Here is a 15,899-nt window from a genome sequence, read left to right as displayed (position 1 = left end):
GATTTTTTGATTCAATTTTACAAAGGTGAACGTTTAGTTCAATCCAACTAAAAGGGCGAAATCCAGGGATAAATGCGAGGCCCATGCTTCCAATGTAGCTTTCTTTCAGAAACCTTTTAGCTCTACCTCTTCAAGATATGTCTGCCCGCTGCGTTTGGAGTAAAGTGTTTTGATCCACTGACCAAAATTTAAGAATATAAAAAAACCGCGGGGTGATGGAAAAATTCCCTACACCCAGCGGTTCGTTATAACTTAAATTGATTCAGCTTTCCAGATCACATTTTCACCATAGTTTTTGCCCCAGTTATACATTGCATGCAGCACAGGCATCAGGCTTTGACCGTGATCCGTCAACGTATATTCCACACGAGGAGGTACTTCTGCATACACCTTGCGCTCAATTAGCTTGTCTTCCTCCAGTTCACGCAACTGGTTGGTCAGCATTTTCTGGGTAATATGGGGAATCAGACGTTTCAACTCACTGAAACGTTTGGTGCCTTCCAGACCCAAATGCCATAAAATAATCAGTTTCCATTTGCCGCCAATCACAGCAAGGGTCAATTCTTTTTCACAGTTGATCTCTTTCAAATTAATCCGTTCCTTGACTTCCACTGCCATGGCTCCGAGCCTCCTCATCTTCAATCCGATGTATTAATTCTACTACAGCATGAGCCGGATGCAAAGCAGCCGTGAACCAGACAGCTTATAATGATAGAAAAGGAAAAGAAAAGACCGAAATCTCCTCTTGATCAAGGGGATTCCGATCTTCCATCAATTCTGCAAATCATGAAGTCTAAAGCAAGTGAACTATTCCAGGTTCGCGTGACGACCAAACATGTCTGCTCCAGTCATACTCTTCATTTCCATCATGGTGAGTACCAGTGCATCCATGGTCAGCAGCAGTCCCTGTTCAAACAGGGAGCCCATCGGCTGGATGGTGACTGCCGCTCCGGCATTCGCTGTATCCTCTTTGGCAGATGCCTGGAGACGAACCACGGTATCTGACAGCTGTCCTATGGTGGACTCTGGTTTAATGGTGATCAGACCGACAGGAGCCCCTGCTTTACTTGCCTTCTGAGCCATGGCTGCAAGACTGCCTGTCTCCCCTGAGCCGGAGCATAGCAAGAGGAAGTCTTTCGGACTGATACCTGGCGTAACGGTCTCCCCAACCACATATACCCGTAGACCCATCTGCATCAATCGCATGGCAAAAGCCTTTCCCATCAGGCCAGATCGGCCCGCACCTGCCACAAAAACCTGCTCCGCAGCCAGAATATGTTCCGCCATGGCCTGCATCTCCGTGTCATCGATCTGGCTCAGCGTACGTTCCAGCTCCTGCAAGATGTCAGCTGCATATTGTCGGCTGCTCATCTGTCTTACCCTTGCTGAACCAGACGTTGCATCTCAGCTGCAACTTTAGCTTTGTCTGCTTGTCCAGTGATACCGCCGCCCACAATGACCAGATCCGGTTGTGCTTTGATCACTTCTGGCAATGTTTCCAGCTTGATCCCACCGGCTACAGCCGTCTTCGCGTTTTTCACAGCACGTTTGATCGTTTGCAGATCTTCGAACGGGCTTTGTCCTTCAGCTTGCAGGTCATAACCTGTGTGTACACAGATGTAATCTACGCCAAGTGAATCAACTTCACGAGCACGCTGTTCAAGGTTAGGCACGTTGATCATGTCCACAAGAACTTGTTTGTTTTGTTTCTTCGCTTCTGCTACTGCACCTTTGATCGTACTATCATTGGTTGCCCCAAGCACAGTGATCAGATCCGCACCAGCTTCAGCTGCTTTCATGATTTCATAACCACCAGCGTCCATAATTTTAAGGTCTGCAAGAACTTGCAGATTAGGGAATGCTTCTTTCATCGCTTTTACCGCGTGCAAACCTTCATTAATAACGATTGGTGTACCAATCTCAACGATATCAATATATTGTTCAACCTCTTTAACCAGTGCGATACCTTCAGGGATGTTTACCAAGTCCAATGCCAATTGCAATTTCACGATTCATTTCTCCTTTGTTGTTCGAATATGAGTATGTCACGTATAAGGTGTTAAAATATTTAGCCTGCACCATTGAGCCAGTTCAGATGCATGCAATGTTTGTCATGGCTACTCATTCATTGTAGAACCTGACTATCCATTCAGGAAGTACGCACTTTGAAGTCAGGTAGTTACTTGCACGATACTATTGAATTATTTTCATTGTTATACGAAGTGTCAAAGAACAAATAAATGCTAATGAACCTGTCGCACCCTAAACGGCGATTCGCAAGGAATGAATGGGAGCTAATAACGTGGCTCGGGTTCGTTAGGCAAAAAGACCCTGCCACAAGATACAAGGCAGGGTCTTTTTCCACGTTTCAAGTCAGCAAGATCAACCCATATTGATTCTGAAATCAATTTGAGCCTCAAGCCAATTTATAGCGATCCAGGGTTTACAGATAAACAGGTTTCACGCATACCGGCTTGGATACACCTGTGCTGTGACCTGTGTATTTCAGACGTCCGCTCTCCTGATCCACGGTAAAGGAAACCATATTGTTTGTATCACGGTTGGCTGCGATCAGCAGCTTGCCATTCGGAGTCAAAGCAAAGTGACGTGGGTGTTTACCCTCAGCAGATACATGCTCAACCAATTTCAAATGTCCTGTTTCAGCGTTTACTGCAAATACCACGATGCTGTCATGCCCGCGGTTCGAACCGTATACAAAACGACCGTCGTTGGATACGGCGATTTCAGCTGTTGTGTTTTCACTGCCATCATAGCCGTCAGGCAATGTGGACACGGTGGAAACCTCTGTCAACGTGCCCGCTGCTGCATCATAACGGAAAGACGTAATGGAGGAATCCACTTCGTTAATGACATAGGCGAATTGACCATTCGGATGGAATGCCAAGTGACGAGGTCCTGCACCCGGATGTGTTTTGGTTTCACTGTGCAGTACGAGTTCGTTCTTGTCTGCATCTATGGAGTAGATTGCGATTTTGTCCGCACCCAGATCCTGTACCATCATGTATTTGCCATCCGGGCTGAAGAATGCGGAATGCACATGCGGCTTGTCCTGACGCTCAGGATGCGCGCCTTTGCCTTCATGTTTTTTCTCGTCCAGAAGTACGCCAACTTCACCGTTATCCGTCAAGGCTTGCAGTCCTACCAGACCACCATGATAGCTGGAGAGGATCAAGTAACGTCCTGAAGGATCACGTTGGATATGACATGGTGGAGCCGAAATGGAGTCATGACGATTCAGCAATGACAATTTCCCTGTAGAAGGATCGATGCTCAGAGTTACAGCTTCAGACATTTTATTGCCTTCGGCAGACGCCGTTTCACCGATCGCATACAGTTTCTTACCTTCAGCATCCACGTTTACAAACGTTGGGTTTTTCACACCCGCGATGCCGTCCAGCTTGGAGAGGTTACCTGTATCCTCATTCAATTCATATGCGTAAATGCCCTCATTTTCCGCTTCAGCATAAGAGCCGACCAATACGAGCAAGCGTTTTGATTCACTCATTACAGTTTCCTCCTCTATGTGTATGTAATCTCGTTGCACCTCTTCTATAATAAATCTGCCATATCAAAATAGCAATCCAACGTCCCTGCTCATCCATGAAAGGAGCGTCCTCAACCTATACTCATTCCGCAAGACACGACCAAAATCCATTCCCGACAAAGGTCAACTTCTGCTATGATAAAATAGGTTTTTCATCCAGAAAGGACTGAATTCGGTTGTTTAATTCATTTCTGCTCACGTTATATCATGTATTTCTGCCCATATCCCTTCCGGTGATTGGAGGCATTCTGCTAAAACAGTTCAAACATTGGGACACCCGGCCGCTGTCGACCTTTTCCCTTTATATTTTGAGCCCTGCGCTTATCTTTGATACACTGCTGCATGCTGAGATTACATGGACAGATGTAACCGGCACCTTCTGGTTTTCTGTGATCAATCTACTCGCTCTATGGGCATTAGCTGAGCTGCTCAGCCGCATATTCCATCTTGGCGCAAGCGAAAAAGCGGGACTTACCCTTGTCTCCACGTTTACGAACTGCGTGAATTATGGGCTCCCGCTTGTATTGCTTGCCTTTGGACAGCTTGGACTGGATAAAGCTTCGGTATATGTCATCGGACAGATGGTCATTGTCAACACGGTAGGTATCTTTTTCGCCGCCAGATCCGAATTCACAGTCAAAAATGCGATTCTGTCCGTCTTCCGCATGCCTTCCATCTATGCTGCTGCGATAGCCATCATCCTGCGTGCATCCAATCTGAGTTTGCCAGTGGCACTGGATGGAGGCATCTCCATGCTTGCAGCCGGTTACTCCCCTGTCGTACTGGCCATTCTCGGTGCACAGATGTTAAGACCGCGTGGTTCCGTCGAACCTTGGAAACCCAATGTCCGCAAAGCATTCTGGACGGGGCTTGTCGTACGACTTGCCGCAGCGCCCGTGCTCTCGTATCTGATCCTGACGGCACTTCAGATTGAAGGAACGTTATTCAGTGTGCTGCTGATCCTGGCGTCCATGCCGACTGCAGTCAACGCGGTAATCTTGGCCGAGCAATTCAATGCCTCTCCGCAGTTTGTGTCCCGTTGTATTCTGTGGACAACCGCTGCGTCCATGGCCATTCTGCCGATCATGATTGTGATGTCTTCCTGATCAGCACGGAAGCTGAAGCTGGAGACATCGCTGCCTGCTTGCGTTTCTCCAACCGGCGTTCAAAGCGACGTTTGAGTGCTCTGACATAGAAGAATTTAACGACAAAGTAAGAAGTCACACCCAGGATGACTCCAAAGACGGACATGCCTGCCAGAATATCCAGACCACCGAGCAAAAGTTCACTTAGCGCGGACCAGTTGCCGCGAAACAGCTCCATAAAGGCACTCTCATGCACAAGCCCCTGCCCCATGCTGTGCGCTGGCAATATCCAGGAACCAATTTGCTTGGCAAGCGGCATCAATAGGATGGGCAGGAATGTGAGCTTGCCGACCACGTTGCCCACAATTGCTGCTGGAAGTGAACCACCGGACAAACGTACAATCGGATAGAACACGAGATATACCAGTGATGCTGTCGATATGACGATCAGTTCCAAACCAAAACCCAAAGCAAATCCGGTAGATACTTTATGTGCCCCGCCGGGAGCACGTAATAATTTGAGAAAATTAAGCTTCAAAGCACGTGTTAAACGCGCAAAACGTGAGTTTTTGCTTTTCTGTAGGTCCATACCGAACTTCCCCTTATCTTACACAAATGACGGCTCAAGCCGCCTATTCTTCAGTATATCACACCGCATTAACCCCTGCTGTTATAATCACAGGCTGTGTCTCAATCGCTACGTTACCAGCCACAGCTCTGGAGATCATGCAGGACTCTTCTGCTTTATGTGCCAGACGTTCAGTTTTCTTCAAATCTGCCTCAGATGCATCCGCTTTGAGCACAATGCGGGGTCTATGCACGATCCGCTCATACGTAAATATGTTATTCGTGACATCCACCGTCGCTTCGGACTCCAGTGTCAGTTCATCCGGTGTAATATCTGATCGCTCCAGCATCGCTGCCAGTGTAATCAGGTAACAGGTGGAAGCAGCACCCAGCAGCATTTCATCGGGATTGGTACCGGTACCCGGACCCCCCATCTCCTGTGGAATTGAAATGACTGTCTTTAACCCGCCGGCATCGATGTGCCCTTCACTGTTACGTCCACCATTCCAAGTAGCTTTCAGGTGAAAAGGATGTTTCATTCTATTCATTCCTTTCTAATTAGACCCGGACACATGCTATGGATTGTTCATTCAATGCGCTAACCTGCTGTTCGTCCAAGCCCAGATCGGTAATTACTTTTGCCACACTACTGAGTTCCGCCACTCTTGTAAAAGCCTGAACACCAAACTTGCTCGAATCCGCCAGCAATATAACTTCATCAGCTATGCTGATCATCTTCTGCTTCACCAGTGCCTGCAATTCATTCGACTCACTGATGCCCTTGGTCAGATGTACGCCTTTGCAGGATAAGAAAACTTTATCCACATGATACGCATCAAGCGACCGTTCAGCTAGCGGTCCTACAAACGATAGGGACTTCGAAGCAAGCTGCCCGCCTGTCGCGATTACACGGATCTGTTCCTTGTTACTCAGCTCCGCTGCGACTTTAATGGAGTTGGTCAACACGGTGAGTGGTATGTTTGGCAGTCCTGCCGCCATATACCACGCGGTTGTACTGGCATCCAGCGCTATCCGGTCACCAGGCTCTACCATTTTCACCGCTTCATCCGCAATTCTGCGTTTCTCTTCTGCATAAGTTACAGCCCGTTCCGGATAAGGGATTTCCGACTGTCCCTCCTCTTTATATTTTACGCTGACAGCCCCACCATGGGAACGTCTGAGCCTTCCCGCCTGCTCCAGCTTGTCCAGATCACGACGGATGGTCTCTTCCGTCACACCGCAGCGTTCACTAAGCTCGGTTACGCGCATGCTTCCCTGCGCATCCACCCATTCTACAATTTTCTCATAACGTTCAGCCACGAGCATCTTCATTCACTCCAAACCGTTGATTATCCAAGATGAATCCTGTTCATCTCATCATACCACAGTGCTCCCGGAAGGAGAATTTCATCAAAGTGCAATCGGTGTAGTGAGTGAGTGCAAAAAAGAGGGAGCTTCCGCTCCCTCCATTCTCTATGAGATCATGTCTTATTTATCGTCAGCCATTGGGAACCAGCCCGGTGTGTGAATAATCGCATTCCACAAACCGTCAGGAATCACCAGACGCTCCTGATCCGCTTTGGTCAGAATGGTCTCGATATCTTCTTCACGTCCACTTTCGATTTTCTCGACCCAATCCGGCTCGATAATCAGCTCACGGCCAATCGCCAGCAAGGACACACCGCTCTCAAGTGCTTCAGCTGCCTCATCTGCCGTATGAATGGAACCTACACCAATGACAGGCAATTTACCGCCAACACGGTCAAGGATAAATTCAATTCTGGAACGTGTATCTGCTTCACCCCGTCTTGGCTTGGACCAGAACTCGTTGACGGATACATGCAAGTAATCCAGATTTTTATCTTTCAGTGCGTCGACAAGTGCATACGTCTCTTCCATGGTCAATCCCGGTGTTTCCGGCTCTTCCGGTGAGAAACGGTATCCCACAATAAACGGCAGTTTTGTATGTTCTGCTACCACTTTCTGTACTTCATCCACGACTGCCAGCGGGAATGTCAGGCGCTTTTCAATGCTTCCACCCCAGCGATCTTCACGCCGATTGGAATGCGGGGAGTAGAATTGCTGAATCAGATAACCGTTCGCACCATGAATCTCAACTCCGTCAAATCCAGCTTCAACCGCACGACGAGTCGCTTCACCAAAGTCCTTGATAATGGATGTAATTTCATCGTCCGACAACTCTCGTGGTTCAGGAGAACCTGGACGCTCACTTGCAACAGCACTTGGAGCAACAACCTGACCTGCCGGTACTGCTTGTTCCGGCGTAAGACGGCCGGCGTGGAAAATTTGCAGTACGGCTTTGGAGCCCTGCTGTTTAATAGTGTCGGCCAAACGTTTCAGACCGGGAATAAAGCTGTCGTCATAAGCGGCAAATTGACCCGGAAAACCAATACCATTCGGCGTAACATACGTTACAGCTGTAACGGACATGCCAGCACCGCCCGTACGACGTGCATAATAAGCAAGTTCAGCGTCGGATACGGTGCCATCCGGATTCGAAGACATATGAGTCATGGGAGCGAGCACGATCCGGTTTTTCAGCGTAATGCCACTTGGCAGTGAAACTTGTTCAAACATCGAACTATACTTTGGATTCATTCGTGTTCCCTCCTGATTAAGTATCTCTTTTTATAGATATATGAATATATGCGTTTGCTTACTGTAATGATTATAGTTACGTTTGACTCACATTGCAACTTTTCATTTTTTTTCATTACACTTTTTTCCCATGCTCAATCCAAAAAGACGGAGTGTCCTACGACTCTCCGCCTCATAAAACGGCTTGCTCAGCTTAGAAACTGCGTACATATGCCAGCTTTTGGTCCATCTCTTCCACACATTCATAGCAGTCATGCTCATCATTGGCTACCATCGGAGTAACCGGGTACAGATTCATCTCTGTACTATTGTAGGATTTCAACAACGGCAGCAATTGAGTCACCCGTGTATTGGCCGGATCAAGCCAGGTATTGATTTCTTCTTCGGACAGAATCGCCGGCATTTTGCTGCCAAATTCCCGTGTAACCATGTTCGCCCCCGCCATCAGCATCGTGCAGGTGCGCAGCGGCTGTTTGCGCGTATCTTTCCAGACCTCGTATAATCCTGCAATGCCAAACAATCCGCGATCCGGCATAACGACACGCACCGCATAGCTTTTCTTGCCTTCCTGACGCCAGTAATACAAACCATTGCACGGAATAACACAACGCTTCGTCTCTACCAGCTTGTAGTAGGCTGGATTCTCATGCACCGTCATGAGATTGGCGTTGACTGCATCGCGTCCCCAGAACGGAATGAAACCCCAACGGAACTCGTCCAGTACCCGCTCACCATCCTGATGCAAAATAATCGGTGTATGCTGGGTTGGGCTGATATTGTAACGGTTTTTGTAATAATACATCACCCGTTCAATCTTGAAATGATCCCTGACTTCATCCAAATCGGCTGCCAATGAAAAACGGTTGCACATGCTCAGACACTTCCTTTCCCTGCTTGAATTTGAATGTATTGTTTGTTATTTCAGGGAAATTATGCATGCGTATATAGTCAGCAATCGACTTTTCAGACGAAAAGAATAACCAATACGGCAAAATCCTTTGTTTTATACTCGAAAACAAAGACTTAAGACTCATTTCAACCGCTTTATTCCTTGTTACTATAATAGAGAAAAAAATACAATTATTGGAGGTTTTAAGTATGAAAAGGAAGTTTCTCATGAGCATCATGTTGTTTTCGGCCATCGCGATGTTCGGCAGTACCATCTATGCGGCAACTTTTCTAACCTACGGCTACTCGAGCTCCACCATCCCGATTCGTACATACAACTACGCCTCCGCATGGCAAACCCCCATGGATGCATCCCTTAGCAACTGGAACAATGCCGGCGCCAAAGTACAGTTCACCAAAACGAGCAATTCCCCCAACACCATTACTGCCGGAAACTTTAATAACACGGCATATGGTGTCAACTATGCCTCGGTGTCTGGCAGTCAGGTCGTAAGCTTCCGCATTGAATTGAATGCAACCACCATTGCGGCTGATGCCACTAACTTGTCCAACTTTATTCAAAGCGTATTCGTTCACGAGCTCGGACACTCCGTTTGGCTCGGGGACAACCCAACCACCAGCAGTCCTTCCATTATGCTCTACTCCCGTAACCGGAACACAATGACAAAGCCTCAAACCTTCGATATCAACAACGTCAGATCCAAGTACTAATCCGCTGTTCTCAAATCCCTAAATCCAAGGAGGATTCCTATCCATGAAAAAAATTCGAGTATTGACCATGCTAGCCTCTTCCATTTTCATTTTATCAGCCCTAGGCTGCTCCTCAGCTATGACAAATACAGCTGCCTCTATAGATGAACCGGTTACGATGATTGCTTCCGAGGACTTCCCAAGTTACTCAAGCATCGGCGATCTTTCCGAGAGAGCAAACACCATCGTTAGAGGCAGTGTCATTCAAACCCGAGTGGAAGCATTAAATGATATGGTACAAGCCCCTGCTGTAAATGAAAGTGCTCTGGATGAGCAAACGAACCCCGGAGGTGAAAATATTGTTCCTTTTGATAAAATCTATACGATTTATACCATTAAGGTTGTTGAATCTTTCAAAGGAACTCATGCTGCCGGAGACACCATTGAAGTGAAGCAGCTTGGCGGACAGCTGGGCAATACCGAGATTATTAATGATGACAATATCAAATTCATTCCCACCAAAGATTATGTTCTCTTCCTGGAAACGTATGAGGACACCCCCGCCAGCCTGCTGAATTCCGTGCAAAGCCTGTATGTGATCAAACCCGCCGCCAAATCGACTCAACCGGGTGAGCAGCAATCGAAGTCCGAAGTGATTGTGAGCGCGAACCCTGAGAATGATCTCACGCTAAGCATTGATGAGCTGCAGGAAATCCAGAGCGAAGATCAGAACAAATAACCTCGTTGGACATCATCTATCCCCTCCTACTGTTCAGTCATATAGTAAAAACGTGCCGCTCCGTAGAAACTGGGCAGCACGTTTTTTTTGATTATGGATGGTGGATGTTTCCCGAACTATACAATAATCTGAATTGTTGTGGTGTCATTCCGATATAGCTACGAAACATGCGAATAAAATAGCTGCTGTGCGTAAATCCGCACTGAGAAGCAATTTGCTTCACGGACAATTTCGAGTCAACGAGCATTCTCTTCGCAACCAGAATGCGGCAATCCAGCAGATACCTGCCGGGAGGGACGCCCATGATGCTCTTGAACAACCGATTAAAATAATACACGCTGTATCCCGCAGTATCTGCCATTTCGGCAAGGCTTAGCGGGTGTTTGCATTGAAGACGAATATAATCGACCGTGGAGCGAATCGTATCCTGATGACTCAGTAATGACGCCCCTTCGATTGATTCCGAATTCCTTCCAGTTCAGCTAGCAAGAGTATGGCATCGCGCCTTGACCAAACGTGGGATCAGTACAGATGTTATCCATTCCTCGGAAGCGCTGAATGGCTACAAAATCATCATTGCGCCGCACCTGTATTTGCTCGACGAGAACACAGCGGAACGTTTGCAAGCTTTTGCAGCGGAGGGTGGCATATTGATCCTGACGCATCGCACCGGTGTCAAAAACGATAATAACGTCTGTGTCATGGCTCCCCTTCCTGGCTTGTTATCTGCTTGTTCAGGCGTACGTGTTGCCGAATATGATCCCGTCGGCGGCGACACCATTAAGATTCGGGATGAGAAGGGCAACACATATGCTGCCTCACAATGGGCTGATGTATTGGAACTGGACACGGCACAGCCAATCGCAGTTTATGCGGATCAATTAAGGCCCTCATTTGGAACTTGGCCCCTATGATATCGAGATCTTGGAGATTCAATCATAAGCAAGTCGATTCAGCTTAAAACAAAAAGAACCATGAAAAGGCCCGGCATGCACGTAAAGTGCATCCGGGCCTTAAAGAATTGTCAGAAACAGACTGTCCTCATTGTGTCTGCTTATTCATTTTAATAATCCATTCAGCCAGATCCTGTGTCTGTTTCAGGAGAGCAATCGGGTCACGGAACCAGGACTGCTCCTCCGTCCATATGTACACTCTTCCATTTTTGACAGCAGGTAATGAACCCCATACAGGGTCTGCTTGTAAATCTTTAAGCTGTGATTTACTGGTCAGAATAATATAATCCCCGGCGTATTTGGAGAGCAGCTCAATTGAGAATTCATGATACGCCCCTTGCATTAACTCGGCAGGGACAGCTGCGGGCGCTTGCAGACCAAGCAGCTCGTAGATGTTACGCCCGCCACGGCCCGATTGATTACCAAAAATAAATACTTGGCGATCGTACTCTTGCATCACGGAGAATGTAGCATCAGCGGGAACAACCTCCTGGACTTCCTTCTTTATTGTTGCAATCTCTTGATCGAATTCCGTCAGCCATTGCTTCGCCTCAGCCTGTTTGCCAAGTACTTCACCAAAATAAGTGACCTCTTCCTTCAGCGTTGGGAAAGTACTGGATGCAATGGAGACGGTTGGTGCAATCTTGCTGTATTTTTCAAAGGCTCCTTTGTCCGGGTTCAAGGTAATTATAAGATCAGGTTCAAGCTCCATCAGCTGTTCAATGGAGTCACCAATCGTTTCCAATCCATCCAAATGCCCTTCCAGATAAGGGCTATTCATGAGAAATTGCCCGCCAGCAATGGGTTTGACACCAAGAGCAAGGACTGTACCCAAATAATCAATTGCAGCAACTCGCTCCGGATGTACAGGAACCTCTACCTCGCCAAAGGCTGTATTTACGATTTTCGTTTCCATCATTGCCGGTTGTTCGGGTTCAACCGCTGTCTCTGGTGTTCCTGCATCTTGCCCGGTTGTCCCGCAAGCACTTAATGTAAACACAAGCGCAAGTGACATGATCGCCGATCTTAACTGGTTAAACATGTTGATTTCCTCATCTCCATTATATTGATAATGATAATCATCATCAATTAAAGGATAACGTTCTGTTCCTCCTGTTACAATGGATTCATTTGTTGCGTTTACTGTACTATTTGAAACTCTATTCATGTTTTCCCGCTGCTTCAATCGATACTGTCCTGGCGTGATTCCCATCTCTTTTTTGAACATGCGATTAAAATAAAAGGGGTCCGGATAACCCACATACGCTGCAATCTCTTGTAATGAAGCCTCCGTAGCAGAGAGCAGAGCCCTTGCTTCCCCAATCCTTAACCGGATCAAATATTCAGTCGGTGTAACGCCAATCTGTTCTTTGAACTTGCGCGACAAATATTGCGGGCTGTAATTCAAGGACTGAGCGAGCGAATCAAGGGAGATCGATTGCCGAAAATGAGTGGTTATATGGCGCAAAACCTGATCCGTTAACGAGAGTTGTTGACCTTCATTTTCCACTCGATTCTGCTGCGCCAACGCAAGCTGTATCAGTTGAAAGAAAAAAACCTTTACCTGAATGCTGCCCAATTGATCCTGTCCATTCCAGCAATCATGTATATTCCGAATAAGTTCATGCAACTGTAGTGCGTTATCTGGCTCTATTCCCCACGATCGCTCGAAGGGATTGCTCTGTAATAGCATCATTTGGTAGTCCAGAAGAACGTTGGAGGGAAGTGTTGATTTGTAGAATATCAGATATACCTCAATAACCCCTGCTGCTTCAAGAGTCATACGCCTTCCTTTGCCTCCGTGCACCAACAGAAATCTGCCTGCAGACCATACTTCGTTATCCAACCAGATTTGACCCCTGCCATTGACATACACAAACGCACTGGTTGGTAATACATAATTTCGAAAATTTTCGTTTGTTGCTAATGATATTAGACGGACATCAAGCACGCGTACCTGAACCTGATCCCACAGCTTGATATCCTCCTGAATCCCCATATAGACTCCCTTTCCTAAGCGATAGAACACGCCCAATGGTCAACCATTGTGACAAAGAACTCACCTATAATTGATAATGATTATCAATTATAGCAATGTTGGATATATCTTTGAAGTCCCCTTCCTTTTCGAAGCTCATAAAAAACAAAAAAAATCGTTGAAATCCCCCTGAGGAAGATCTCAACGATTATGCTGTACAGTTATAATTACAATTTAATAAAGTCAGCCATGGAACGAACCTGAATGGCCCCCGCCTTGGAGACAGCATCATCAGATCCTTGTAATTCGCCTCTGGATGTGAACTTGACCTTCACCGGAATGCCAGGAATAAGGTCGAAGAAATTGTCCGAGAACACCCCTTCTGCCTCCGTAGAAATCCACACCTGTTTTGCAAGCACATCACTTTCCAGAACCAGATGTATGCCATCGTTCCCAGTAACTTCGGTTACCTTAATTTGCGCTGGTTGCAGTGCAATGTCCTTGGATGGTGCAAAATAATGCTCCTGTACGATGTCGGCTGCCCCCTCCTGCTTCAGATCCATACGCAGCAATGTTGTTGCCGCATCGCGACCTTCAAGCCATTCAGCCTGACTCAATGACAGCACCTGCTGTCCAGAGTTGGATGCCAGAGCGACTTCATGCTCTTCCTCACGATATATTATGCCGTCAAAGCCAATTAGGCGTAACTGGAGTTTGCCCTTCACAGGTTCAAGCTGATCCGAGATTAGATAAATATCCATCACATCTTCCTTCGTACCGTCTACCGATACCAAGACATCGCTGAAGCTGCGTTTTGCGTAATATTGCAATGCTTTCCAGCGTCCGAAGTAATCCATACCCGCCCAGGAAGCCACCGGCCAGCAATCGTTCATCTGCCAGTAGAGCGTTCCCATACAGAACGGTTTGCGGCGGCGGTGAGCTTCAATGGCTGTTTTCATGGCTTCAGCCTGAAGCACTTGACTCATATATAGGAAGGATGGGAAATCCTTCGGTTCATGCATGTACATATCCATGTATTGCTTGATCAGACGGTTGCCCGCACCGTTCTTCTGATGGGCCAGCATCACCTCAGACTCTAGTGCCAGATCCTCTTCCTCCGCATACTTGCGAACCGACTCATATTCAGGGAAGGATTGGAAGCCATACTCACTCATGAAGCGTCCAACATGAACGTTGTAGTTCTCAAATGGCTCCACATTGTGCCACACACCCCAATAGTGAATATCCCCTTCTGACGTGGATGGGTGAGCATGCTGTTTCTCGTCTCCCGACAGGGATACCAGTGGTGAAGAAGGCCAATAGTCCACACCAGGAGCATACGCTTCAACCACTTCCGGCAAAAGATCATGGAAAATGGCTTCGTAGTCCGCCCAAATGCGTTCTCTTTGCTCGGCGTTGTAATCCTTTTTCCAGCCCCAGCCGCCATCCTCAATGTAATGTGCCCACGCTGAATCAATCTCGTTATTACCACACCACAGCACGATGCTTGGATGATTACGCAGACGTTTCACATTATCAATCGCCTCATGCTTCACACTGTTCAGGAAAGCCTCGTCTCCAGGATACATGCTGCAAGCAAACATAAAGTCCTGCCATACGAGCAAACCGTATTCGTCACACAACTCGTAGAACACGTCTTCTTCGTAGAAGCCACCACCCCATACACGAAGCATATTCATGTTGGACTCGGCAGCAGACACTATTTCATGCAGATAACGCTCACGCGTCACTTCGGTAATGAAGCTGTCATTGGGAATGTGATTTGCACCTTTGGCAAAGACAGCGACTCCGTTTAACTCAAAATAAAAGGATGCTCCCGCTTCATCTTTGTCCCGAACCAGACGAACCGAACGAATACCCGTTTTGACCGCGGATTCAGCCACAACCTTCTCTGCCTGAATTACTTCCGTATGAAAGGTATACATATGCGGGTCACCCAGTCCGCGGCTCCACCACAGCTTGGGCTTAACAATAGAGATTGGAACCTCCACAGTCTGGATGCCCGGCTTCAGAGTTACAGTCTGCTCCCAGCTCTGTCCATCCGTTCCTACGCGAATAACTGTTTCTATCGATTGTCCAGACTCCACTTCCACGACCGCAGTTAGGGAAGCGGAAGCAGCAGTTACTTTATTTTGCTGAATAAATACATCATTAATTCGAACGTCCGTCCAGCCTTCAAGGCGTGCTTCACGCCAGATTCCGCTGGTTACAAAACGCGGACCCCAGTCCCAACCATAGTGATACGGGGCTTTCCGTGCAAAAATACTCACTCTTTTTTCGCCTAAACCCCCTACGTCAGATTGATCATTGGATGCAGGAAGAGCATATCCGAGCTTCTCCAGCTTCGGAAGATCTTCATTAATCGGGGAACGAAAACGTATTCGAAGAATGTTGCCATTTGCCTTTACAACAGATTTCACGTTAGCTGTCCATACCCGGAACATATTGTCTGCCGACAACACATGTTGTTCATTCACGTACACATCTGCATACGTATCCAGACCATCAAAAACCAGCTCCAGATGTTCCTGCGACAATAGTGCTTCATTCACATCAAATTCGGTGCGATATTCCCAATCTTTCTTATCGACCCATTGAATGTCCTTTTCGTTAGTCCCATAGAAAGGGTCCGGTATTTTACCCAGTTTAAGCAAATCCGTATGCACACAGCCGGGTACGTGAGCCGGCATCCATTCCTGTTCCTCACAAGCCTTGAACGTCCAATTCTGAAAAGTCTGCGATTGTATTTTGCTCATGACAGCCTCCGTTATCG

Annotated in this window: 16 protein-coding genes; 4 read left to right on the top strand and 12 right to left on the bottom strand. The window is 47.2% G+C overall.

Going from position 1 to position 15,899, the window contains the following annotated elements:
• Positions 1-252: 252 nt before the first annotated feature.
• The 4 genes from PPA03S_RS17245 to PPA03S_RS17230 form a co-directional block, all read right to left on the bottom strand.
• Positions 253-618 (bottom strand): winged helix-turn-helix transcriptional regulator, encoded by a 366-nt coding sequence (locus tag PPA03S_RS17245; protein ID WP_062324536.1) that lies wholly within the window; start codon positions 616-618, stop codon positions 253-255.
• Positions 619-807: 189 nt separating this feature from the next.
• Positions 808-1,371, bottom strand: coding sequence for a 6-phospho-3-hexuloisomerase (gene hxlB, locus PPA03S_RS17240; RefSeq protein WP_062324535.1), 564 nt, complete (start codon positions 1,369-1,371; stop codon positions 808-810).
• A gap of 5 nt (positions 1,372-1,376) precedes the next feature.
• The gene (gene hxlA / locus PPA03S_RS17235) at positions 1,377-2,009 is read right to left on the bottom strand and encodes a 3-hexulose-6-phosphate synthase (protein ID WP_062324534.1); all 633 of its coding nucleotides are present in this window, start codon (positions 2,007-2,009) and stop codon (positions 1,377-1,379) included.
• 434 nt (positions 2,010-2,443) lie between these two features.
• Entirely contained in the window at positions 2,444-3,526 is a 1,083-nt protein-coding gene (locus PPA03S_RS17230; protein WP_062324533.1) for a lactonase family protein, read from the bottom strand.
• Between the two features lie 215 nt (positions 3,527-3,741).
• Here PPA03S_RS17230 and PPA03S_RS17225 point away from each other — a divergent pair, with 215 nt between their 5' ends.
• Positions 3,742-4,671 carry an AEC family transporter gene (locus tag PPA03S_RS17225; RefSeq protein ID WP_062324532.1) on the top strand — a complete coding sequence of 310 codons (930 nt, stop codon included), beginning with the start codon at positions 3,742-3,744 and terminating at the stop codon, positions 4,669-4,671.
• On the opposite strand, the gene PPA03S_RS17220 is transcribed toward PPA03S_RS17225, so the two are convergent.
• The 5 genes from PPA03S_RS17220 to PPA03S_RS17200 all read right to left on the bottom strand — a co-directional run bounded on the left by PPA03S_RS17220 (position 4,649) and on the right by PPA03S_RS17200 (position 8,707).
• A complete protein-coding gene (locus tag PPA03S_RS17220; protein ID WP_062324531.1) occupies positions 4,649-5,239 on the bottom strand; it encodes a DUF2062 domain-containing protein in 591 nt (196 codons plus the stop codon). The two genes, PPA03S_RS17225 and PPA03S_RS17220, sit on opposite strands and share 23 nt — an antisense overlap.
• 58 nt (positions 5,240-5,297) lie before the next feature.
• Positions 5,298-5,756: an OsmC family protein gene (locus tag PPA03S_RS17215; RefSeq protein ID WP_062324530.1), complete on the bottom strand. Its 459-nt coding sequence runs from the start codon at positions 5,754-5,756 to the stop codon at positions 5,298-5,300.
• A gap of 19 nt (positions 5,757-5,775) precedes the next feature.
• Positions 5,776-6,543, bottom strand: coding sequence for a DeoR/GlpR family DNA-binding transcription regulator (locus tag PPA03S_RS33710; RefSeq protein ID WP_062324529.1), 768 nt, complete (start codon positions 6,541-6,543; stop codon positions 5,776-5,778).
• Positions 6,544-6,705: 162 nt separating this feature from the next.
• A complete protein-coding gene (locus PPA03S_RS17205; RefSeq protein WP_062324528.1) occupies positions 6,706-7,836 on the bottom strand; it encodes an NADH-dependent flavin oxidoreductase in 1,131 nt (376 codons plus the stop codon).
• Positions 7,837-8,029: 193 nt separating this feature from the next.
• On the bottom strand, positions 8,030-8,707 hold the full coding sequence (locus tag PPA03S_RS17200; RefSeq protein ID WP_024632055.1) for an SOS response-associated peptidase: 678 nt from the start codon (positions 8,705-8,707) through the stop codon (positions 8,030-8,032).
• A gap of 227 nt (positions 8,708-8,934) precedes the next feature.
• On the opposite strand from PPA03S_RS17200, the gene PPA03S_RS17195 reads away from it, so the two are divergent.
• Positions 8,935-9,456, top strand: coding sequence for a zinc metalloprotease (locus tag PPA03S_RS17195; protein ID WP_062324527.1), 522 nt, complete (start codon positions 8,935-8,937; stop codon positions 9,454-9,456).
• Positions 9,457-9,499: 43 nt separating this feature from the next.
• On the top strand, positions 9,500-10,174 hold the full coding sequence (locus tag PPA03S_RS17190) for a hypothetical protein (protein ID WP_062324526.1): 675 nt from the start codon (positions 9,500-9,502) through the stop codon (positions 10,172-10,174).
• 91 nt (positions 10,175-10,265) lie between these two features.
• Here the strand turns inward: PPA03S_RS17190 and PPA03S_RS32350 are convergent, their stop codons facing one another.
• Positions 10,266-10,574 carry a helix-turn-helix transcriptional regulator gene (locus PPA03S_RS32350; protein WP_281189067.1) on the bottom strand — a complete coding sequence of 103 codons (309 nt, stop codon included), beginning with the start codon at positions 10,572-10,574 and terminating at the stop codon, positions 10,266-10,268.
• A gap of 55 nt (positions 10,575-10,629) precedes the next feature.
• Between PPA03S_RS32350 and PPA03S_RS17185 the strand changes: the two genes are divergently transcribed.
• Positions 10,630-11,088, top strand: coding sequence for a beta-galactosidase trimerization domain-containing protein (locus tag PPA03S_RS17185; RefSeq protein ID WP_082704191.1), 459 nt, complete (start codon positions 10,630-10,632; stop codon positions 11,086-11,088).
• Between the two features lie 127 nt (positions 11,089-11,215).
• Here PPA03S_RS17185 and PPA03S_RS17180 read toward each other — a convergent pair whose 3' ends face one another.
• Both PPA03S_RS17180 and PPA03S_RS17175 read right to left on the bottom strand, forming a co-directional pair.
• On the bottom strand, positions 11,216-13,126 hold the full coding sequence (locus PPA03S_RS17180) for an AraC family transcriptional regulator (RefSeq protein ID WP_062324524.1): 1,911 nt from the start codon (positions 13,124-13,126) through the stop codon (positions 11,216-11,218).
• A gap of 206 nt (positions 13,127-13,332) precedes the next feature.
• Complete coding sequence (locus tag PPA03S_RS17175) at positions 13,333-15,882, bottom strand: beta-mannosidase (protein ID WP_062324523.1); 2,550 nt, start codon at positions 15,880-15,882, stop codon at positions 13,333-13,335.
• Positions 15,883-15,899: the final 17 nt, after the last annotated feature.

The sequence above is a fragment of the Paenibacillus pabuli NBRC 13638 genome, from assembly GCF_001514495.1.
GTDB classification, from domain to species: domain Bacteria; phylum Bacillota; class Bacilli; order Paenibacillales; family Paenibacillaceae; genus Paenibacillus; species Paenibacillus pabuli.
Note: the sequence above shows the minus strand (reverse complement) of the source record. Positions and strands in the feature narration are given on the sequence as shown.